The following is a 21,968-nucleotide window of genomic DNA, read 5'->3' on the forward strand; positions in this document are numbered from 1 at the left end:
GGATGAAACAGAGTCTAAATGCATTAGAGGCCAGAGTGATTGGCTGTTTGCTGGAAAAACAGGTGACGACGTCAGAGCAGTATCCGATGTCGCTCAATGGTGTGACGGTAGCTTGTAATCAGAAAACTAACCGTGAACCGGTGATGGAGCTATCCGAATCGGATGTGCAGCAGACACTGGATTTTTTGCTGAAAAAACACCTTATCCGCACACAAAGCGGCAATAGGGTCATGAAGTATGAGCACCGTTTCTGCAATTCTGAGTTTGGTAACCTTAAATTCTCCCCAGCGGAGTTGGCGGTGATCACCACACTACTATTACGTGGCCCACAGACGCCAGGTGAGTTGCGCACCCGCACCAACCGCATGTATGAGTTTGCGGATGTGAGCGAGACCGAAGCGGTGCTGAGTCAGCTCTCCCAACGTGAAGATGGGCCATTTGTGGCGCGTCTGGCCCGTGAGGCGGGTAAACGCGAGAGTCGCTATAGGCATCTGTTTAGCGGCGATGCGGCAGCAACTGCACCCGCAGACGAGGGTGTTGACGGGGTAACCGGCACCCTTGAAGCCCGAGTTGCGCAGCTTGAGCAACAGGTTATGGCGCTGACACGCCGTTTGGATGAAGTGCTGATCCAGTTAGATGATTGATAAGGATGCTATGAACAAAGCGGGCGTTGGCAAAAAACTGCGTGTGGGTATCGTTGGCCTGGGGGGGATTGCGCAAAAAGCCTATCTGCCGATCCTGACCCAAGCGCTCGATTGGCAGCTGATTGGCGCTTTTTCGCCCAATCAAATTAAGGCGCAGTCGGTGTGCGACAGCTACCGAATGCGCTATTTCTCGCGCTTGGATACCCTCGCCGCTGAGTGTGATGCTATTTTTGTTCACAGCAGCACCGCCAGCCATTTTCAGGTGGTGAGTGAGCTGTTGCAGGCCGGAATTCATGTTTATGTCGATAAGCCGCTGGCTGAAACACTGGCGCAGTCGGAGCAGTTGATCGCTTTGGCCACCAAACAAAAGTTGGCGTTGATGGTCGGTTTTAACCGCCGTTTTTCGCCGTTATACCAGCAGCTTAAGCAAGAGATGGCCCTGCCGACCTCACTGCGCATGGAGAAACATCGCCAAAACGGCATCGGGCCAAATAGTGCCCGTTTTACCTTGCTGGATGACTATCTGCATGTGGTGGATACCGCGTTATGGCTGGCGGGGGAGTCGGCAACATTGACCAGCGGCCGCGTGCAAACCAACGCGCAGGGGCAGATGTTGTATGCCGAGCACCATTTCGACGCGGGCGATTGCCTGATAACCACCAGTATGCATCGCGATGCCGGTACTCAGCGGGAGAGTGTGCAAGCTATCAGCTCCGGGCGCTGTTATCAGATTAATGATATGCGCCAGTGGCAGCAGGAGTCTGATGGGCAGGTGATTAGTTTGCCCGCCCCCGGTTGGCAAACCACCCTGGAGCAGCGCGGCTTTGTCGGGGCTGTACGTCACTTTATTGACGCGGTGAGCCATCAAACGGCCCCGCAACTCTCGGGTGAAGAGGCGATTTATGCTCAACGCATGATAGAAGTGATGTTACAGCAGTAGAGTGCGGGCTAGGTTAGAGGCGCTGAGCAAGCATGAACAAAAGATCAGCGCTCTCAGTAAGTTGTTACACTTTTCGATGGCTATTCATAGCCGGTTACGTAGACTGGCGGCTGTTTTTAAACAGTATCAGGGCAGCGCTGATGCCCACCCTAACCCCAGATCAGAAACCTATGAATTTACTGAAATCACTGGCAGCCGTCAGTTCAATGACCATGTTTTCCCGCGTATTGGGCTTTGCCCGTGATGCCATTGTGGCGCGGGTCTTCGGTGCAGGTATGGCAACGGATGCCTTTTTTGTGGCCTTTAAATTGCCTAATCTCCTGCGGCGTATTTTTGCTGAGGGGGCATTCTCGCAGGCTTTTGTGCCGATTCTGGCTGAATATAAGAGCCAGCAGGGCGAGGAGGCGACACGAACATTTGTCGCCTATGTCTCCGGCTTATTAACCCTGATACTGGCGGTAGTCACGATATTGGGCATGTTGGCAGCACCTTGGGTTATCTTTATTACCGCCCCCGGTTTTACCGACACCCCCGATAAATTTGCACTCACCTCTGCGCTGCTGCGGGTGACATTCCCCTATATCTTGCTGATCTCACTGGCCTCGCTGGTGGGGGCTATCCTCAATACCTGGAACCGCTTCTCCATTCCCGCGTTTGCACCAACCTTCCTAAATATCAGCATGATAGGTTTTGCACTCTTTGCCGCGCCTTACTTTAATCCCCCGGTGATGGCGCTGGCCTGGGCCGTGGTGGTGGGCGGGGTGCTGCAATTGGGTTATCAACTGCCTCATCTGAAAAAGATAGGTATGCTGGTACTGCCGCGGTTGTCACTGCGTGATGCGGGGGTCTGGCGGGTGATGCGCCAAATGGGGCCGGCGATCCTTGGGGTGTCCGTCAGCCAAATCTCACTGATCATCAACACTATTTTTGCGTCGTTTCTGGTCTCAGGCTCTGTCTCCTGGATGTACTATGCTGACCGCTTGATGGAGTTTCCATCCGGTGTCCTGGGCGTGGCGTTAGGCACCATTTTGCTGCCCTCACTGGCAAAAAGCTTCTCCAGCGGTAACCATGATGAGTATTCCCGACTGATGGATTGGGGTCTGCGCCTCTGTTTCTTGCTGGCGTTACCCAGTGCGGTGGCATTGGGGATCCTCGCTAAGCCGTTGGTGGTGTCACTGTTCCAGTATGGTAAATTCAGTGCCTTTGATGCCGCGATGACCCAGCGAGCGCTGGTAGCTTACTCGGTTGGTCTGATGGGGCTGATTGTGGTTAAAGTGCTGGCACCGGGGTTCTACTCGCGCCAAAACATCAAAACCCCAGTGAAGATTGCTATTGTCACACTGATATTGACTCAGGTGATGAATCTGATTTTCATCGGGCCACTAAAACATGCGGGGCTATCGCTGTCGATTGGTCTTGGGGCATGTCTGAATGCCAGCTTGCTGTATTGGCAGTTGCGTAAGCAGCAGATTTTCCAGCCGCAACCCGGCTGGGCGCTATTCCTGACGAAATTGGTTATCGGCGTGATTGTGATGTCAGCGGTGTTGCTGGGGCTGTTGTGGGTCATGCCGGCGTGGGATATCGGCGGCATGGCTTATCGGCTGTTGCGCTTATCGGCAGTGGTGGCGGCGGGGGTGATTGCCTACTTTGCTTCACTGGCGTTACTCGGATTCAAATTGCGAGATTTTGCCCGGCGAAGCAATGGCTGATGTGACCTGCTGATGGTCAATCGGTTTGATGATAAAACAGCAAAAGGCCCCTTGGGGCCTTTTTTGTCGTCAATTATTAGCTAAAACGGCGAGCGGTGAGAACTACATCCGCTCTACTGTGCGAATACCGAGGGTATCCAGACCTTGCTTCAGGGTTTTTGCCGTCAGCATCGCCAGTTTCAGGCGGCTTTGGCGGATCTCTTCACTTGCGGCATTCAGGATCTGGCAATGCTCGTAGAAACTGGAGAATAAGCCCGCTACGTCATACAGATAGGAGCACATCACATGAGGCGTCCCTTCGCGGGCGACGGTAGTGATGACCTCTTCAAATTGCAGCAGGCGCGTTGCCAGTGCCGCTTCACGATCTTCGGTTATCACCAGTGGCAGTGTCAGGCTATTCTCATCAACGCCTGCACGTTTAAACACCGAAACCACGCGGGTATAGGCATATTGCATGTAAGGTGCGGTGTTGCCATCCAGCGCCAGCATGTTATCCCAGTCGAAGATATAGTCGGTGGTGCGGCTTTTTGACAAGTCGGCATATTTCACCGCGCCAATACCGACCGCTTCCACCACCTGCTTCAGTTCATCCGCAGGCATATCCGGGTTTTTCTCGGCGATCAATTTGCCGGCACGCTCAATAGCTTCGTCCAGCAAGTCGGATAGCTTAACCGTGCCACCTGAGCGGGTTTTAAATGGCTTGCCATCTTTCCCCAGCATCATGCCAAACATATGGTGTTCTAGTGGCACTGACTCAGGGACGTAACCGGCTTTGCGCACGATAGTCCATGCTTGCATCAGATGTTGGTGCTGGCGAGTGTCGATGTAATACAACACGCGGTCTGCGCCCAGTGTTTCATAGCGATACTTGGCACAAGCGATATCCGTGGTGGTATAGAGGTAACCGCCATCTTTTTTCTGGATAATGACGCCCATTGGCTCGCCATCTTTGTTTTTATACTCATCCAGATAGACCACAGTGGCCCCGTCGCTCTCGACTGCCAGACCCTTGGCTTTCAGATCCGCAACAATGCCCGGCAACATGGCGTTATATAGGCTCTCGCCCATGACATCATCTGTGGTCAGGGTGACATTTAGCCGATCATAGGCAATCTGGTTCTGCGCCATGGTGATATCCACCAGTTTGCGCCACATCTGACGGCAATATTCGTCGCCGCTTTGCAGTTTCACCACATAGGCACGGGCGCGCAGGGCGAACTCTTCGTCTTCGTCATAGGTTTTCTTGGCTTGCTGATAGAAAAGCTCCAGATCCGATAGGTCCATATCGCTGGCGCTTTCATTCTGCATTTTTTCCAGATACGCAATCAGCATACCGAACTGTGTGCCCCAGTCGCCGACGTGGTTAGCGCGGATAACATGGTGCCCCAGGAACTCCAGAGTCCGCACCGCCGCATCACCGATAATGGTTGAGCGCAGGTGACCGACGTGCATCTGCTTAGCCACGTTAGGTGCCGAATAGTCAACCACGATAGTTTGCGGTTCAACCGGTGCCACGCCCAGTTTGGGTGCTGTTAACGCGAACTCTACTTTGCTGGCAACCCACTGACGGTCTAAGAAAATATTGATAAAACCGGGGCCGGCGATCTCAACCTTGCTGGCAATACCCTCAAGATCAAGCAGCTCAATGACTTTTTCTGCCAGTTGTCGGGGTTGCATGCCCATTTTTTTGGCAACGGCCATGACGCCATTAGCTTGATAATCGCCAAATTGCGCTTTGGCAGATTGGCGAACTTGAGCTTCGCTACCTGCTGGAGCACCTGCTGCAATCAGCGCCTGGCTGACTTTATCTGAGAGAAGAGCCTGAATATTCACCGGGTTACCTTAATTACGCACAAAAGAGACATTAGTGATGCACAAAAGAGTCTCTGTGCCAGTTAATTCAAACGAGGCCAGCGCCTGATACCGCAATCAATGAGTGACGGTGGGGCGGGCTGACAGCGTGTTAGTCGCAAGATGGCAGGATTTATACCATATTTGCCTTTCGGCGTCAGCATCGGGGCGGTGGTTGCGGTGAAGAAAGCCCGCAAAGAGATCAACTGACTATTTTATTAGCAATGATTGAGGTGGTGCCATAAATCAATCAGATAAAATATGGCTGATTAGCGCTAATAACTGTAGATTATGGCCGCTTCAATGTCGGAAATCGCCGCTTAAAAGGAGAGCCAGATGCGCCGTTTGCAAGATATCGCCGAATTACAGGATTTAATCACTGATCTGCCAATTTTTGAGCAGAAACTGGTGAGTTTTTCGGCCAAATTAAATTTGGATTTGACTCAATTTAGCGCCGACCATATTTCATTGCGCTGCTATCAAATTGAAACCGCGCAGCGCTGGCGTAGCGGATTATTACATTGTGGCAATTTGATGTCCGAGACGCAGATTAATGGCCGACCCATTTGTCTGTTCGATTTAGCGCAACCTTTAGCTATTGGCCCCTGGCAGATAGATTGCATTGAGCTGCCGTATCCGGGGAAAACCCATTATCCCCATCAGGGCTGGGAGCATGTGGAGCTGGTTTTGCCCGGTGACCCGCAAACCCTGCAACACCGCGCCCGAGCCTTGCTACCCGCGACATTTCCCGTGGGCATCAATGAAAAATTTAGTTCACCGCAAGGGGAGCATGAACGTTTAGCTAACCCAACGCTGGCGGTGAGTGATGGCGAGATAACCATTAAATTTCACCCATATACCTTGCGGCAAATAATAGATAGCGAGAACCATAACTAACGTAAATGGGTTATTTATTTCAACACCGACTATCACTTATGGTTATCACTGTGACTGACATCTACTCACGAACTCAAAATGGGTGCCATAGTAAGTCTCTAGCGCGCGGGATGAGATCCAGCTTTAGCGCGAGTGATATATTAAGCATATAAATTATTCAGAAATAGAATTATTCAATTCTTAGGTGATATCTATGCCCAGAGTTACCGGGTAAAACAACTGCCGCAGTGGCATCCGTCAAACGGGGGAGATAATGACTAAATTGGAAATTTGTTGCTATAGCGTCGATTGTGCGCAGGTAGCAGAAAAGGCAGGAGCCGACCGGATTGAACTATGCTGCGGTCAGTCCGAAGGGGGTTTAACACCTAGCGTCGGTGCATTAATGCAAGCCAGAGAGACCGTAACTATTCCGGTGCATCCAATCGTGCGACCTCGGGGCGGTGATTTCTGCTATAGCCATAATGATTTTGCCATCATCAAAAATGATATCGCGCGCATCCGTGATATGGGTTTTGCGGGCGTGGTCGTGGGGGTGCTGGATACTGATGGGCATATTGATATGCCGCGGATGCGCGAGATAATGTCCCTCAGCGGTGACCTGGCGGTCACATTCCATCGTGCATTTGATATGTGTCAAAACCCGATGGTCGCCTTGCAGCAATTAACCGACCTGAATGTGGCGCGGATTCTAACCTCGGGCCAGCAACAGAATGCGGAACTGGGGCTGTCACTACTGAAAGATTTAGTCGCCGCCACCCAAACGCAAGGGCCGATTATCATGGCGGGTGCGGGTGTTCGGCTGACCAATATGCAGAAATTTATTGATGCCGGTATTCGCGAGTTACACAGCTCTGCGGGGCGTTCGGTTCCCTCGACGATGAAATATCGCAAAGCTGGCGTGACTATGTGTGCCGACAGTGATGTCGATGAGTTTGCGCATTATTGTGTTGATGGTGAAGTGGTTGAGGCGATGAAGAGTTTGCTGGTGATGGGCGCGCCACTTTCACGTTCAGCCTAGATCCTTCGTCCTTGAAGCTACAGCGTTGTTAGCGGCACTCTCTCACCCGAATCACTGACCAAAAGTCAGCTCATCGGGATTTGCTCGTTTGCTGCCTAGCTGTAACTCCAATGACTTTGGGTCTAGCGACAGAGACTGAAGCCACAGCGTTGTTAGCGGCACTCTCTCACCCGAATCACTGACCGAAGTCAGCTCATCGGGATTTGCTCGTTTGCTGCCTAGCTGTAACTCCAATGACTTTGGGTCTAGCGACAGAGACTGAAGCCACAGCGTTGTTAGCGGCTCTCGGTGGTTAATCCGAGGGCCGTTTTTATAGCTGAGGATTATGGCTTACGAGCGATTAATACGGCTCTAACTGGGGCCGGATAGCCTTCCACGGTTTTGCTTGGGTCTGTTGGATCGAGGAACTCAGCTAATGACTCGCTGGTCATCCAGTCGGTGCGGCGCTGCTCATCGGTGGTGGTCACCGCCATATCAGCGATTCTGACATCCACAAACCCACATTTTTCCAGCCACTCCTTCAATGCGGGTGCCGACGGAATGAAATAGACGTTACGCATTTGGGCATAACGATCGCCGGGCACCAATACCTGCCGACTATCGCCTTCAACCACCAATGTTTCGAGCACCAATTCCCCCTCGCTAACCAACTGGCTTTTTAGCTGATAGAGGTGATCTAGCGGTGAGCGGCGGTGATAGAGCACCCCCATAGAGAACACCGTGTCGAAGGCTGCCAACTCGGGCAGTTGTTCAATGCCCAGCGGCAGCACATGGGCACGTTGGTCACCACCCAACAGCTTACGGATGGCTTCAAACTGACACAAAAACAGCTGCATCGGGTCGATACCCACTGCCAACTGGGCACCTTCACCAATCATGCGCCACAGGTGATAGCCGCTACCACAGCCGACATCCAAAATGGTGCGCCCGTCCAGTGGCGTGATGTGCGGCAATACCCGCTGCCATTTCCAATCAGAGCGCCATTCGGTATCGATCTCCAGCCCATAGAGAGAGAAGGGGCCTTTGCGCCACGGCATCAGGGCGCGTAACATATTTTCCATCCCCTCCCGCTGACCGGCAGAAAGAGGTGGCAACATCTCTGCCCGCACGCCATCGCGTAGATCCAGTGAGGTTGGGGTGAGCTGCGGCAAATGCTCTACCGCGTTAAACCAGGTTTTAAACTTGCCGTGCAGTGATTCGCGCTGCCAGGCACTGAGCTGCGCGGGCAGGGTATCTAGCCATGGGCTTAATGGGCCTTTGGCAATCAGCCGGTAAAAATCGCCAAATTCAATCATTGAGCCTCTCCTGCTTTCAGGGCAATTAGCGAACCGAAATTAAAACACTGGAACCAGACTTCCGCGTGCTCGAAACCGGCTTGATGCAGACGCTGTTTATGGGTTTCAACGGAGTCGGTCAACATGACATTCTCCAGCATGCTGCGTTTCTGGCTGATCTCCAGTTCGCTATAACCATTGGCGCGCTTAAAATCGTGGTGCATGTTAAACAGCAGTTCGCCGATATCGCTATCCTCAAAGTTGAACTTCTCGGACAACACCAAGGCCCCCCCTGGTCGCAACCCTTGGTACACCTGATTGAGTAGCCGTTGGCGGTCAGCCGGCTCCAGGAATTGCAAAGTGAAATTCAGCACCACCATCGAGGCATTTTCCAGCTTGATATCCAGAATATCTGACTCCACCACGTCGACGGGCGTCTCTGCGCGAAAAGCGTCGAGATGGCGACGGCAGCGCTCGACCATCGCGGGCGAGTTATCCACGGCAATGATTTTGCAACCTTCCGCCTTGATATTGCGGCGCATTGACAGTGTCGCGGCACCCAGCGAACAGCCCAGATCGTAAATCTGGCTATGGGGCTGCACAAAACGCTCCGCCAACATGCCGATCATCGAGATAATGTTGGAGTAGCCGGGAACCGATCGCTGGATCATATCAGGGAACACTTCAGCGACCTTTTCGTCGAAGGTCCAGTCACCTAATTTGGCAATAGGGGCAGCAAACAGGCTATCACGCTGTGGCTCTGTCGCCCCAGCGTGCTGGCGTTGCGCATCGTTTTGAGATTGAGTGTCGCGATTTGGCATGACTGTCATTGGCATTAACAAGAAATTAAAGGCGCATATTATAACAGAGAAATGGACAAATAAGCGCGATAAACCGAGGGTAAGCAGGAGATAGCGGGGGGAGACATGAAGGCGGGGATAACCCGCCCGGACTAACAGTGCTCCGGCGGCTTTGGTGCGCGGAGCGGATAACGCGGTAACAGGGTCAGGTTAGACTGAAAATCTGATCCCAAGGTAGGTAGTAAATATTAGCAATAACCATCAATACCAAAGAAACATAAGTGGCACTCATCCCAGAGCGACGCCAGCGAATTTCGCGATGGCGTAAACCATAATAATGCAGCAGGCGGCCGACTATCAGCATCAATCCACAAAGGTGAATCATCCACGTCAGTGCACCATTCATCTCCATCATAATGAGCAAAATTACAGCAATAGGAATATATTCTACGGCATTACCATGTACGCGGATGGCGGTTTGTAACTCATAAAAACCACCGTCGCCATAAGCTACCCGGTACTGGTTTCTTAATTTCACCACATCAAATGAAAGTTTGATCAATAACAGTGCGCCCAACACGACATAAAGCGAGCTAACCATTTTTAACTCCATTGCCCAACCATAGACTGGCTGAATGATGATAACCGCCTACCGGGTCACTGTCGCTAGAAAAATGGCGGGAGTGTCATTTCTTGAGTTTCAGTTTAGCGTTTGGAAAGAGGGGGTTGTCTGCGCGTGATAGTGGTTCACCGAAATCACCCACAGGCCAGGATGTGATTCCGGTGAGTGTATGGGGGCGTTATGCGTCTAGCGCGGCAAGAATTTCAGTGCTGCTGCGAACGCGGGAAATGCGTGGGAAGATATGGTTCACCGCAAACTGCTGCATCTCGGCACTCGCCGTGCTGCAACCATCTTCAGCAATTACTAACTCATAACCCAGTTCCCAGGCGGTACGGGCGGTCGATTCAACACCAATATTGGTGGCAATGCCCGCCAGTACCACGCTTTTAATCCCACGACGGCGCAACTGCAAATCTAAATCAGTGCCGTAAAACGCGCCCCACTGGTGTTTGATCACCTTAATATCCTGATCACTCACCGCCAGCTGTTCAGGGAATCTCCACCATGACTCGGGCAAACCGCCATCAGGGGTAGGGCTAGGCTGATCGACCGGCTGTTTTAGCGCCTCAGCGAAGGAGTCAGACCACCCCACGCGCACCAACACGACTGTAGCACCGAGTTGGCGAAATTTATCGGCCAGCCGCGCATTGGTTGCGATGACCTGCTCAGCGCTATAAGGGCCTTTGGCATAGGGCAAGATCCCCTGTTGCAGATCAATCAGTACCAGTGCGGTGGTTTTTGCATCAAGTTTCATTATGTCGGGCCTCGAGATCATGACGGGAGAATAGCGGCGGTTGGCTCAATCTGCTGACCAATTTATGCCAGCATAGGTTATCGGGCGCGCCTTGTGAGGGGGGAAATTTGTTAAATGATGTGTTAAAACATCACGGAAAGGGATTTTGTCGCACCTGAGCTGTGCGTTCGCTCTTATCTATGCTCCGAATTTCCTTTATAATGACCCCCTTTTTCAACACGCTAATCCAAAAAATACCTATGCCTATAGACGGTCGATTTGGATAAAATAGGGTGTGTAGCGCTTGCAACCATCAATTAGAGAAATTGCAGAAATTTTCCGACGCGCCACTGACTCAATGTCCTGCGTGTCATCAGCCTGCGTTATCGAAACTTATCTCTGCGGCCGGTTTTCAATTGAAAGGCACCGGCTGGTACGCGACAGATTTCAAACCGGGCAGTAAGAGCAAACCAGACAGTAGTAGCTGAGGCATACCTGAAAAGGGTTCATCAGAAAACAGCCGCACGGAGAGTGTATAACGCGTGCGGCATCGGCTGAGTAAAAGGATATTGTATGCGTACTGAGTATTGCGGGCAGTTGAATCTGTCCCATGTGGGCCAGGAAGTGACACTTTGTGGTTGGGTTAATCGTCGCCGTGACCTAGGTGGCCTGATTTTTATTGATATGCGAGATCGCGAAGGCATCGTTCAGGTATTCTTCGATCCGGACCATAAAGCGGCTTATGAGCAAGCATCAGAGCTGCGTAACGAATTTTGCATCCAGATCACCGGTACCGTGCGGGCGCGTCCTGATAGCCAAATCAATAAAGATATGTCTACCGGTGAAGTGGAGATCTTTGCTAACGCGCTGAATATCATCAACCGTTCTGAGCCGTTGCCACTGGACTCTAATCAGATCAACAGCGAAGAGCAGCGCCTGAAGTACCGCTATCTGGATTTACGTCGCCCGGAAATGGCTGATCGCCTGAAAACCCGCGCCAAAATCACCAGCTTTGTTCGCCGCTTTATGGACAGCCACGGTTTTCTCGATATTGAAACCCCGATGCTGACCAAAGCGACACCAGAAGGTGCCCGTGACTATCTGGTGCCAAGTCGCGTCCATAAAGGCAAATTCTATGCTTTGCCACAATCACCACAGCTGTTTAAGCAGTTGCTGATGATGTCTGGTTTTGACCGCTACTATCAAATCGTAAAATGCTTCCGTGACGAAGATTTGCGTGCTGACCGTCAGCCTGAATTTACCCAGATCGATGTTGAAACCTCTTTCATGACCGCCGATCAAGTGCGTGAAGTGATGGAAAAACTGGTGCGTGAATTGTGGCAGGAGACCAAAGGCGTTGATCTGGGTGATTTCCCGGTCATGACCTTTGCCGAAGCCATGCGCCGTTACGGTTCTGATAAGCCGGATCTGCGTAACCCACTGGAATTAGTGGATGTTGCGGATCTGGTTAAAGAGGTGGAATTTAAAGTCTTCTCTGGCCCGGCGAATGATACTAAAGGCCGCGTTGCAGCACTGCGTGTTCCTGGCGGCGCACAGGTGACTCGTAAGCAAATTGACGAGTATGGCCAGTTTGTTGGCATCTACGGCGCTAAAGGTTTGGCATGGTTGAAAGTTAACGATCGCGCAGCCGGGATGGAGGGGGTGCAAAGCCCGATTGCCAAGTTCCTCAGCGCTGAGGTTCTGGAGGCGATTCTGACTCGCACTCAGGCAGAAAGCGGCGATATCCTGTTCTTCGGCGCGGATAGCAACAAGATAGTCACTGATGCCATGGGCGCATTGCGTCTGAAAGTGGGCCGTGATCTGCAACTGACCCAGTTGGGCACATGGGCACCACTGTGGGTTGTTGACTTCCCGATGTTTGAAGATGACAGCGAAGGCGGCCTGACGGCGATGCACCATCCGTTTACCGCGCCAAAAGAGATGAGCCCGCAACAGTTGGCGGCAGCACCGACCACCGCAATCGCCAATGCGTACGATATGGTCATCAACGGCTATGAAGTGGGCGGGGGTTCTGTGCGTATTCACCGCACTGAAATGCAGCAACAGGTGTTTGGTATTTTGGGCATCAATGAACATGAGCAGCGTGAGAAGTTTGGCTTCCTGCTGGATGCACTGAAATATGGCACACCACCCCATGCGGGTCTGGCCTTTGGTCTGGATCGCTTAGTGATGCTGCTGACTGGTACTGACAACATCCGTGATGTGATAGCCTTCCCGAAAACTACGGCGGCGGCTTGTCTGATGACTGACGCGCCAAGCTTTGCCAATCCTGCTTCACTGCAAGAGCTGTCTATCAGCGTCGTGGCGAAGAAAGGTGCAGCGGAAGAAGAGAATCAGTAATGAATTATAAACGCCCCGAATCGATTCTGGCGGTTATCTACGCCAGATCCAGCGGTCGGGTGCTGATGTTGCAACGGCGAGATGATCCTGATTTCTGGCAGTCAGTGACTGGCAGTCTGGAGGAGGGGGAGACCCCGTTGCAAACTGCGCAGCGCGAAGTAAAGGAAGAGGTCGGCATTGATATACTGGGTGAAAATCTGGAGCTGTTCGACTGCCAGCGCTGTGTGGAATTTGAACTCTTTGCGCATTTGCGCCGTCGCTATGCACCGGGTGTGACACGGAATAAAGAGCATTGGTTCTGTCTGGCGCTACCCGAAGAGCGAGATGTGGTGATCACCGAACATCTCGCTTACCAGTGGCTCAATGCGGCGGATGCCGCTGCATTGACCAAATCCTGGAGCAACCAGCAAGCGATTGAAGAGTACGTCTTTTAGGCTATTTTGGAGATACTTATGGCAGGTCATAGTAAATGGGCCAACACAAAACACCGCAAAGCGGCGCAGGATGCCAAACGCGGTAAGATTTTTACTAAAATTATCCGCGAGCTGGTGACTGCCGCCCGTCTGGGTGGTGGTGATCCCGGTGCGAACCCACGGTTACGTGCGGCTATCGATAAAGCGCTGTCGAATAACATGACCCGCGACACCCTGAACCGTGCAATTGCCCGTGGTGTTGGTGGTGACGAAGATAACAACATGGAAACAATCATTTACGAAGGCTATGGCCCAGGCGGCACTGCCGTGATGGTTGAGTGTCTGAGTGATAACCGTAACCGTACCGTATCTGAAGTCCGCCATGCATTCACCAAAACCGGTGGCAATCTGGGGACTGATGGCTCTGTTTCTTACCTGTTCACCAAAAAAGGCGTCATCTCTTACGCGCCAGGTTTGGAAGAAGATGCCGTGATGGATGCGGCGTTGGAAGCGGGTGCAGATGATATCGTGGTCTATGACGATGGTGCCATTGACGTGTTCACGCCTTGGGAGTCTCTGGGGGCGGTAAAAGATGCTTTAGATGCCACAGGGCTGGTGGCAGAAGGCGCGGAAGTCGCTTTGATCCCATCAACCAAAGCGGATCTGGATGCCGAAACAGCACCAAAACTGCTGCGTTTGATCGACATGCTGGAAGATTCTGATGATGTGCAAGAGGTTTACCATAATGGTGAAATCTCTGATGAAGTTGCAGCAACACTGTAAAGCTGTGCTATCTCATGCTACACATTAGCGATAGCTGTCATCATCGCTGGTCACTGTTAGTGGCCAGCGTTTTTTGCAGTGCCGCAGAGGCCCGATTAATGTGGTGCTTTTATCCCTCGGTATCACTAAAGTCATATCGTTGAGCCGCAACTGGGCGAACAAGGTAAATAAATTGGTATGGCGATCGTATTAGGTATCGATCCCGGTTCTCGGGTCACCGGCTATGGCGTCATCCGCCAGGAGGGTCGCCAACTCACTTATCTGGGTAGCGGCTGTATCCGTACTGTGGTTGACGATATGCCAACGCGGCTGAAGCTGATTTATGCTGGCGTGACTGAAATCATCACTCAGTTCCAACCCGATTTTTTTGCTATTGAACAAGTGTTTATGGCGAAAAATCCAGATTCGGCTTTAAAACTGGGGCAAGCGCGTGGGGCGGCGATTGTTGCTGCGGTAAACCTGAATTTGCCGGTTTCTGAATATGCCGCTCGTCAAGTGAAGCAAACCGTCGTAGGAACGGGAGCTGCTGAAAAAAGCCAGGTTCAGCACATGGTGCGTTCACTGTTGAAGCTACCTGCGAATCCTCAGGCCGATGCGGCCGATGCCTTGGCTATTGCCATCACTCACTGTCATCTCAGCCAAAATACCCTTCGATTGGGTAATAATCAGATGACATTGGCGCGCGGCAGGATCCGTTGACCCAGGTTTTAATGCGAGCCGGTTAACTGTTATTACGGGCTGGATATCCATCCAGCCTTTTTTATGCTATAAACAGCCAATTATGTTTCTACCCAAAGTAATTTGAATTGCCGCTAGCATCTATGCAGCTTCAAGTGCAAAGGGGATTATGGGTAAGGAGAGATTCACGTGATAGGCCGCCTCAGAGGTATCATTTTGGAAAAACAGCCACCACTGGTGCTGTTGGAAGCAAACGGTGTTGGCTATGAAGTCCAACTGCCAATGACCTGTTTTTATGAGCTGCCTGAACTGGGGCAGGAAGCCATTATCTTTACCCAATTTATCGTGCGTGAAGATGCCCAACTGCTGTACGGCTTCAATGATAAGCAGGAGCGGGCACTGTTTCGCGAATTGATCAAAGTGAATGGCGTCGGGCCAAAATTGGCGTTAGCCATTCTCTCCGGTATGTCAGCGCAGCAGTTTGTGGCAGCGGTTGAGCGCGAAGATATTACGACACTGGTAAAACTACCGGGTGTTGGTAAGAAGACGGCTGAACGTTTGGTGGTCGAAATGAAAGACCGCTTCAAGGGGCTGAATGGCGACCTGTTCAACAATACCGGCGACATCACCTTACCGGCCTCCTCTTCATCACAACTCTCTGATGCGGATATTGAAGCTGAAGCCGCTTCAGCCTTGGTGGCGTTAGGCTATAAGCCGCAGGAAGCCAGCCGTTTGGTGAGCAAAATCGCTAAACCGGGGGCGGATTGTGAAACCTTGATCCGTGATGCTCTGCGTGCCGCGTTATAAATAGGGGAAGATGATGATTGAAGCCGACCGCCTGATCTCAGCGGGCGTTATCAGTGATGAAGAGAGCATTGATCGGGCCATCCGCCCGAAACTGTTGGCTGAATATGTCGGGCAGCCCCATGTCCGTGAGCAAATGGAAATCTTTATTCAAGCGGCCAGACAGCGCGGTGATGCACTCGACCACGTGCTGATCTTCGGCCCGCCAGGCTTGGGTAAAACCACATTGGCGAATATTGTCGCCAATGAGATGGGGGTGAATCTGCGCACCACTTCCGGCCCCGTGCTGGAAAAAGCGGGTGATTTAGCCGCGATGTTGACCAATCTTGAGCCGCACGATGTGCTGTTTATTGATGAAATACACCGCCTGTCACCGGTCGTCGAAGAGATTCTGTATCCAGCCATGGAAGATTACCAGTTGGATATCATGATTGGCGAAGGCCCAGCAGCCCGCTCAATCAAACTTGATTTACCGCCCTTTACCTTGATCGGCGCCACGACCCGTGCTGGCTCATTGACCTCGCCGTTACGTGATCGCTTTGGTATTGTGCAGCGCCTTGAGTTTTACCAGGTCGCTGATTTAGAACACATTGTTTCGCGCAGCGCCAGATGTATGGGGCTGGAGTTAACCGCTGAAGGGGCGCACCAGTTGGCGCGTCGTTCAAGAGGCACGCCACGAATCACCAACCGGCTATTACGCCGCGTGCGGGATTTTGCTGAGGTGCGAGCTGATGGTGCCATTGATGGTGATGTGGCGATGAAAGCACTGGATATGCTGAATGTCGATGCTGAAGGGTTCGACTTTATGGACCGTAAACTCTTGCTGGCTGTGATTGATAAGTTTATGGGCGGCCCGGTAGGGCTGGATAACCTGGCGGCAGCTATTGGCGAAGAGCGGGAAACCATTGAGGATGTACTGGAACCTTATCTCATCCAGCAAGGCTTTATTCAGCGCACTCCCCGTGGGCGTATTGCCACTAATCATGCCTACAAACATTTTGGTATCACCCGCGAAGAGTAAGCTACAGCTAGGGGGTGCGGAGTTAACCGCCTTAAAGCGGGTAGTACGGCGATAAAAATGGGGCTTATTAAGATAAGCCCTCAGACTGCTGACAAACCCCGATGACGCGATCTGGAACGGAGAGGACGGGTAGAAGAGTAAAGCGTCCGCGCCATGGATGGCGCGGCTCGAGCCTCCAGGGAGGGATTTACGGCGTCTTTACGATCTAGCTGTTCTCTCCGCAACCGGCACTTTGTTAATAACCTCAGGACTTATCAAGCTAAGCCCTACTCAATCAAAACCACTATCCGCGCGCTTTTTGTGACAAGCTCAGTACAAACATCACCGCGGCACAAAGCACCACTGAAGGCCCGGCGGGTGTGTCATATAAAGCCGAGAAGGTTAAGCCGCCAGTCACGGCAATCACACCAATCCCGACGGCAATTCCCGCCATCTGCTCAGGTGTGCGGGCAAAACGACGAGCGGCAGCAGCTGGGATTATCAGCAGTGAGGTGATAATCAGAGCGCCGACAAACTTCATCGATAACCCTATCGTCAGTGCGGTGACCAGCATCAGCAACATCCGAACCCGCTCCAGATTAACCCCATCCACATGGGCCAATTCTGGGCTGACGGTCATTGATAGCAAAGCGCGCCACTGCCAACACAACACCCCCAAGACCACCATCACCCCAGCAGCAATCAACCAGATATCACTCAATGTGACTGACAGCAGATCGCCAAACAGATAGGCCATCAAATCGACTCGCACATTATGCATCAGGCTAACCACCACCAGACCCAGAGATAATGCGCTGTGAGCCATGATCCCCAGTAGGGTGTCGACCGCGAGCTGTGGACGGCGCTCCAACCACACCAAAATCAGTGCTAGCACCATGGTCATAACAATAACGGCATAAAAAGGATTTACATTGAGCAGCAAACCGAATGCCACACCCAGTAGCGAGGCGTGGGCCAGGGTATCACCAAAATAGGACATCCGCCGCCAGACGACAAAAGAGCCCAATGGGCCAGCGGCTGTCGCCAGCAAAATGCCAGCTAACCAGCCCGGCAGCAATAGTTCAATCATGCGTCACGACTCCCACTGTTTTTCAAAATAATCTTTCCGTGCAGATCGTGGCGATGGTTATGGTGATGGCGATAAACGGCTAACTGTTCGGCACCGCGATTGCCAAACATGGCGATAAATTCAGGATGCGTTGAAACCACTTCCGGCGCACCGGAGCAGCAAATATGTTGGTTTAGGCACAAAACTTCATCGGTTTTAGCCATCACTAAATGCAAGTCATGGGAGACCATCAACACGGCGCAGCCCAACTCCTTGCGTAATTGCTCGATCAAGTCATACAGTGCCAGTTGCCCATTAACATCAACACCTTGCGTTGGTTCATCCAGCACTAATAACTGTGGGCGGTTCAGCAATGCGCGTGCCAGCAGCACCCGCTGGTTTTCACCGCCGGACAGTTTTTGCATCGGCTGATCCAACAAATGCGCGGCATGTACCCGTTTAAGTGCTGGCAAGATATCAGCCTTTTTGACACCGGGTTTCAGCCGCATAAAACGGCTGACCGTGAGAGGCAATGTGGCATCCAGATGGAGCTTTTGCGGAACATAACCAATGCGTAGCCCCGGCTGGCGAATCAGCGTGCCGCTGGTGGGGGCAACCAATCCCAGCACCACGCGAACCAGTGTCGATTTACCTGCGCCATTTGGCCCGAGCAGAGTCAGAATCCTTCCCGGACGCAGAGAAAGGGAGATATCATTCAGTACCCGCCGAGAACCAAAAGTGACGGATATCTTATTTAGAGTTACCAATGTGGACATTATGATTACGTTTGCAGAACCGAATGGATGTTATAATATTACGCTTTACTCAACAAAACGTCGAGAATTCGTATTATGTTACATAAAAATAAGTGGCTAAAACGGGCAATGCTAGCCAGCGCAATTGTCATTGCCAACCCATTTAATATTGCCTCAGCTGCGGTCGTTACTTCAGTACGACCATTAGGTTTTATTGCCTCTGCCATTGCTGATGGCGTGTTACCGACTGAGGTTTTATTGCCCGATGGTGCCTCGCCGCACGATTATGCGCTTCGTCCATCAGATGTCCAGCGGTTACGCAGTGCTGAGCTGGTTATTTGGGTCGGCCCTGAAATGGAAGCATTTTTATCCAAACCTCTTTCACAAGTTGCTGATAAAACACAAATTGCATTGGCTCAGCTCCCATCCATTATGCCTTTATTAATGAAAGGTGATGAAGATGAGGAGCATGAAGGGGAAGCCGCAGGGCATGACCATGATCATGCTAAAGATAATAGTGGTGATGAGCATCACCACGGCGAATACAATATGCATATTTGGTTGTCGCCTACCATAGCAAAACAATCTGCAATCGCGATTCACGACAGATTATTGGAACTTATGCCGCAAAATAAGGACAAATTAGATGCAAACCTGCGCCGATTCGAGGATCAACTAGCGCAAAATGAAAAAAATATTGCTACTATGCTAAAGCCTGCCCAAGGTAAGGGATACTTCGTTTTTCATGATGCCTATGGCTACTTTGAAAAACACTTTGGCTTGAGCCCATTAGGGCATTTTACAGTCAATCCCGAAATACAGCCTGGTGCGCAGCGTTTACATCAAATTCGAACACAGTTGGTTGAGCACAAAGCGGTATGCGTTTTTGCTGAGCCACAATTCAGGCCGGCCGTCATTAATGCCGTTGCCAAAGGAACAGGCGTCCGTTCAGGTACGTTGGATCCCTTGGGCAGCGGCATAGTATTAGGCAAGGACAGCTATGTGGACTTTCTGTCTCAGTTGTCGAACCAATACGTGAGCTGCCTGAAGCAAGATTAAAAGGATACTCATAAGTGCAGCAGATAGTCCGAACTATCACTCTGGCGTATAACAATCTCCCTCGGCCCCATCGAATTATGTTGGGGTCGTTGACTGTAATGACACTGGCTGTAGCTGTTTGGCGGCCTTTTGTTTATCACCCTGAGCATGAGCCGATCGCCAAGAGCGTGGTATTAGATACCAGTCAAACCCGCATTTTATTACCTGAAGCCAGTGAACCCATTGATCAGCCCACACCTGATGATGAAATTCCGCAAGACGAATTAGATGCCAAAGATGCCAGCGAAACCGGCGTCCATGAGTATGTTGTCTCTACGGGGGATACCCTGAGCAGCATTCTTACCCAGTATGGTATCGATATTTCGGATGTCTCCCTGCTCGCCACCTCAAACCGCGACCTTCGTAATTTGAAAATTGGGCAGCAAATCTCCTGGACCGTCAATGATGCAGGTGATTTGCAACGTCTGACGTGGGAAATGTCTCGCCGTGAAACGCGCACTTATGATCGTGTCGGCAATACATTCAAAGAGACGAAAGAGCTACAAAAGGGCGAGTGGAGCAACAAAGTTCTGGCTGGCAGCCTTGATGGCAGCTTTGTGACCAGTGCCAAGAAGGCGGGCTTAACCAGCTCTGAAATTCGTGCGGTAACCAAAGCACTGCAGTGGCAGTTAGATTTCGCCAAACTGCGCAAAGGTGATCAGTTCTCGGTTTTGATGTCACGTGAAATTCTTGATGGCCGCAGTGAGCAGAGCCAGTTGGTCGGGGTTCGTATGCGCTCCGGCGGTAAGGATTACTACGCTATTCGTGCCGATGACGGTAAGTTCTACGATCGTCAGGGTTCTGGTTTGGCCCGTGGTTTTATGCGTTTCCCAACCATGAAACAGTTCCGAATCTCCTCTAACTTCAATCCTCGCCGCATTAACCCGGTAACTGGGCGTGTTGCGCCACACAAAGGTGTGGATTTCGCGATGCCAGTAGGAACGCCCGTTCTTGCTGTTGGTGATGGTGAAGTGGTGATTGCAAAACGCAGTGGAGCGGCGGGCAACTATGTGGCTATTCGCCATGGTCGCCAGTACACCACCCGTTATATGCATTTGAAGAAATTGCTGGTTAAGCCGGGTCAGAAAGTTAAACGTGGCGATCGCATTGCGTTGTCAGGTAACACTGGCCGTTCTACTGGCCCGCATCTGCACTATGAATTCTGGATGAACCAGCAAGCCGTTAACCCATTAACCGCCAAATTGCCGCGTTCGGAAGGCTTAAGTGGTAAAGATCGCAGTGAATATCTGGCTATCGCCAAGCAGGTTATTCCACAACTGCAATTAGATTAACCGTTATCCGGTAGCCACGTTCTACCGGAGAGTTTTATACCTGGAGTTATGGGGGGGTGTTGGTCGTCGCCTCGTCGTGGCGAGATCCATGGATGGGTCGAGTAACGAGCGTCACTAATCCCCTGTAACTTCAAGGATCAAGGGTATGTTATTATTAGCCCACTGCCAACTCCAAGAGTTCCTCCATGCATAAAGAGAAAAACGACGCCGCTGGCTTTATTCCGGTATTTAAAAAATCTTTCCTACACCCACGATTTTGGGGTGTTTGGTTGGGCGCCGGAGCAATGGCGGCGATGGCTTATGTCCCGCCTAAATTCCGTGATCCATTGCTGGCGGGTATTGGCCGTCTTGCAGGGAAGTTCGCTAAGAGCGGCCGTCGCCGTGCCCGCATAAATCTTCTTTATTGCATGCCGGAACTGCCAGAAGCTGAACGCGAACATATCATTGATCAGATGTTTGCCACTGCGGCACAGCCGCTGATGATGATGGCTGAACTCTGTTTTCGCGATCCGAAAAAAGTACTGTCTCGCGTTCATTGGCACGGATTGGATATCTTGGACGAGCTGCAACGGCAGGAGCGTAACGTTATTCTGTTAGTGCCTCATGCCTGGTCAATTGATATTCCGGCCATGCTGTTAGCCGAGCAGGGTAAACCGGTTGCCGGTATGTTCCATCATCAGCGTAATCCGCTGGTGGACTATTTATGGAACAGTGCGCGTTTGCGGTTTGGTGGGCGTATTCATGCGCGTGAGAGTGGTATCAAGCCCTTTATCAGCTCAGTACGTCAGGGATTCTGGGGCTACTATCTGCCCGATGAGGACTACGGCCCTGAGCAAAGCGAATTTGTCGATTTCTTCGCCACCTATAAAGCAACATTGCCAGCGGTTGGGCGGTTGATGAAAGTCTGCCGTGCGGCGATTGTGCCGATGTTCCCAGTCTATAATTATCGTGAACATCGCCTTGATATTTATATTCGTCCACCGATGGATGATTTGGCGGATGCTGATGATAGCTATATCGCCCGTCGGATGAATGAAGAGGTGGAGCTGTTGGTTAAACCTAATCCCGAGCAGTACACCTGGATTCTTAAGCTACTGAAAACCCGCAAAGAAGGCGAGATCGAGCCCTATGTGCGCAAGGATCTTTAACGCCAATTTCTTTGGGTACAACCATTAAGATTGAACATAAAAAGCCCGCTATTGATTAGCGGGCTTTTTGCTAATTAAG

General features: G+C 51.6%; 22 protein-coding genes. 15 read left to right on the forward strand and 7 right to left on the reverse strand.

What is annotated here, in order from left to right:
• The first annotated feature begins 2 nt into the window (after positions 1 to 2).
• The 3 genes from FFE93_RS09245 (at position 3) to murJ (ending at position 3,293) form a co-directional block, all read left to right on the forward strand.
• Positions 3 to 644, forward strand: coding sequence for a DUF480 domain-containing protein (locus FFE93_RS09245; RefSeq protein ID WP_138775058.1), 642 nt, complete (start codon positions 3 to 5; stop codon positions 642 to 644).
• Complete coding sequence (locus FFE93_RS09250; RefSeq protein ID WP_186367703.1) at positions 637 to 1,584, forward strand: Gfo/Idh/MocA family protein; 948 nt, start codon at positions 637 to 639, stop codon at positions 1,582 to 1,584. The genes FFE93_RS09245 and FFE93_RS09250 overlap by 8 nt, the downstream gene beginning before the upstream one ends.
• Before the next feature lie 170 nt (positions 1,585 to 1,754).
• Positions 1,755 to 3,293 (forward strand): murein biosynthesis integral membrane protein MurJ, encoded by a 1,539-nt coding sequence (murJ, locus tag FFE93_RS09255; protein ID WP_005272063.1) that lies wholly within the window; start codon positions 1,755 to 1,757, stop codon positions 3,291 to 3,293.
• Positions 3,294 to 3,395: 102 nt separating this feature from the next.
• On the opposite strand, the gene argS is transcribed toward murJ, so the two are convergent.
• Positions 3,396 to 5,126 carry an arginine--tRNA ligase gene (gene argS, locus FFE93_RS09260; protein WP_005272066.1) on the reverse strand — a complete coding sequence of 577 codons (1,731 nt, stop codon included), beginning with the start codon at positions 5,124 to 5,126 and terminating at the stop codon, positions 3,396 to 3,398.
• 354 nt (positions 5,127 to 5,480) lie between these two features.
• On the opposite strand from argS, the gene FFE93_RS09265 reads away from it, so the two are divergent.
• Both FFE93_RS09265 and cutC read left to right on the forward strand, forming a co-directional pair.
• Positions 5,481 to 6,041, forward strand: a complete 561-nt coding sequence (locus FFE93_RS09265; protein WP_005272071.1) for a VOC family protein — start codon at positions 5,481 to 5,483, stop codon at positions 6,039 to 6,041.
• A gap of 253 nt (positions 6,042 to 6,294) precedes the next feature.
• The gene (gene cutC / locus FFE93_RS09270) at positions 6,295 to 7,059 is read left to right on the forward strand and encodes a copper homeostasis protein CutC (protein ID WP_032896882.1); all 765 of its coding nucleotides are present in this window, start codon (positions 6,295 to 6,297) and stop codon (positions 7,057 to 7,059) included.
• A gap of 323 nt (positions 7,060 to 7,382) precedes the next feature.
• Here cutC and cmoB read toward each other — a convergent pair whose 3' ends face one another.
• The 4 genes from cmoB to FFE93_RS09295 form a co-directional block, all read right to left on the reverse strand.
• Complete coding sequence (cmoB, locus tag FFE93_RS09280; protein ID WP_049600135.1) at positions 7,383 to 8,354, reverse strand: tRNA 5-methoxyuridine(34)/uridine 5-oxyacetic acid(34) synthase CmoB; 972 nt, start codon at positions 8,352 to 8,354, stop codon at positions 7,383 to 7,385.
• Entirely contained in the window at positions 8,351 to 9,154 is an 804-nt protein-coding gene (gene cmoA / locus FFE93_RS09285) for a carboxy-S-adenosyl-L-methionine synthase CmoA (protein WP_032896886.1), read from the reverse strand. Before cmoA ends, cmoB begins: the two co-directional genes overlap by 4 nt.
• Positions 9,155 to 9,338: 184 nt before the next feature.
• Positions 9,339 to 9,734, reverse strand: a complete 396-nt coding sequence (locus tag FFE93_RS09290) for an MAPEG family protein (RefSeq protein WP_019209819.1) — start codon at positions 9,732 to 9,734, stop codon at positions 9,339 to 9,341.
• A gap of 199 nt (positions 9,735 to 9,933) precedes the next feature.
• The gene (locus FFE93_RS09295; protein WP_049600145.1) at positions 9,934 to 10,509 is read right to left on the reverse strand and encodes a hydrolase; all 576 of its coding nucleotides are present in this window, start codon (positions 10,507 to 10,509) and stop codon (positions 9,934 to 9,936) included.
• A 272-nt stretch (positions 10,510 to 10,781) separates the two neighbouring features.
• On the opposite strand from FFE93_RS09295, the gene FFE93_RS09300 reads away from it, so the two are divergent.
• From FFE93_RS09300 to ruvB, 7 genes are all read left to right on the forward strand, one after another.
• Positions 10,782 to 10,976, forward strand: coding sequence for an FmdB family zinc ribbon protein (locus FFE93_RS09300; protein WP_071984890.1), 195 nt, complete (start codon positions 10,782 to 10,784; stop codon positions 10,974 to 10,976).
• Between the two features lie 85 nt (positions 10,977 to 11,061).
• A complete protein-coding gene (gene aspS / locus FFE93_RS09305; protein WP_005272087.1) occupies positions 11,062 to 12,849 on the forward strand; it encodes an aspartate--tRNA ligase in 1,788 nt (595 codons plus the stop codon).
• Complete coding sequence (gene nudB, locus FFE93_RS09310) at positions 12,849 to 13,283, forward strand: dihydroneopterin triphosphate diphosphatase (protein WP_032896889.1); 435 nt, start codon at positions 12,849 to 12,851, stop codon at positions 13,281 to 13,283. The genes aspS and nudB overlap by 1 nt, the downstream gene beginning before the upstream one ends.
• A gap of 18 nt (positions 13,284 to 13,301) precedes the next feature.
• Positions 13,302 to 14,045, forward strand: a complete 744-nt coding sequence (locus FFE93_RS09315; RefSeq protein ID WP_005272090.1) for a YebC/PmpR family DNA-binding transcriptional regulator — start codon at positions 13,302 to 13,304, stop codon at positions 14,043 to 14,045.
• Between the two features lie 177 nt (positions 14,046 to 14,222).
• Positions 14,223 to 14,744, forward strand: coding sequence for a crossover junction endodeoxyribonuclease RuvC (ruvC, locus tag FFE93_RS09320; RefSeq protein WP_005279945.1), 522 nt, complete (start codon positions 14,223 to 14,225; stop codon positions 14,742 to 14,744).
• A gap of 168 nt (positions 14,745 to 14,912) precedes the next feature.
• Entirely contained in the window at positions 14,913 to 15,530 is a 618-nt protein-coding gene (gene ruvA / locus FFE93_RS09325) for a Holliday junction branch migration protein RuvA (RefSeq protein ID WP_032899199.1), read from the forward strand.
• A 13-nt stretch (positions 15,531 to 15,543) separates the two neighbouring features.
• Positions 15,544 to 16,548: a Holliday junction branch migration DNA helicase RuvB gene (gene ruvB / locus FFE93_RS09330; RefSeq protein WP_032899200.1), complete on the forward strand. Its 1,005-nt coding sequence runs from the start codon at positions 15,544 to 15,546 to the stop codon at positions 16,546 to 16,548.
• A gap of 283 nt (positions 16,549 to 16,831) precedes the next feature.
• On the opposite strand, the gene znuB is transcribed toward ruvB, so the two are convergent.
• Both znuB and znuC read right to left on the reverse strand, forming a co-directional pair.
• Positions 16,832 to 17,617, reverse strand: a complete 786-nt coding sequence (znuB, locus tag FFE93_RS09335; RefSeq protein ID WP_032896133.1) for a zinc ABC transporter permease subunit ZnuB — start codon at positions 17,615 to 17,617, stop codon at positions 16,832 to 16,834.
• Complete coding sequence (gene znuC, locus FFE93_RS09340) at positions 17,614 to 18,372, reverse strand: zinc ABC transporter ATP-binding protein ZnuC (protein WP_005270181.1); 759 nt, start codon at positions 18,370 to 18,372, stop codon at positions 17,614 to 17,616. Before znuC ends, znuB begins: the two co-directional genes overlap by 4 nt.
• Before the next feature lie 75 nt (positions 18,373 to 18,447).
• Here znuC and znuA point away from each other — a divergent pair, with 75 nt between their 5' ends.
• From znuA to lpxM, 3 genes are all read left to right on the forward strand, one after another.
• The gene (gene znuA / locus FFE93_RS09345) at positions 18,448 to 19,410 is read left to right on the forward strand and encodes a zinc ABC transporter substrate-binding protein ZnuA (protein WP_049600150.1); all 963 of its coding nucleotides are present in this window, start codon (positions 18,448 to 18,450) and stop codon (positions 19,408 to 19,410) included.
• A 14-nt stretch (positions 19,411 to 19,424) separates the two neighbouring features.
• The gene (gene mepM, locus FFE93_RS09350; protein ID WP_032896137.1) at positions 19,425 to 20,741 is read left to right on the forward strand and encodes a murein DD-endopeptidase MepM; all 1,317 of its coding nucleotides are present in this window, start codon (positions 19,425 to 19,427) and stop codon (positions 20,739 to 20,741) included.
• A 185-nt stretch (positions 20,742 to 20,926) separates the two neighbouring features.
• A complete protein-coding gene (gene lpxM, locus FFE93_RS09355; RefSeq protein ID WP_138775061.1) occupies positions 20,927 to 21,889 on the forward strand; it encodes a lauroyl-Kdo(2)-lipid IV(A) myristoyltransferase in 963 nt (320 codons plus the stop codon).
• The last annotated feature ends 79 nt before the right edge of the window (positions 21,890 to 21,968 follow it).

The organism is Yersinia sp. KBS0713, from assembly GCF_005937895.2.
In the GTDB taxonomy this organism is placed as follows: Bacteria; Pseudomonadota; Gammaproteobacteria; order Enterobacterales; family Enterobacteriaceae; genus Yersinia; species Yersinia bercovieri.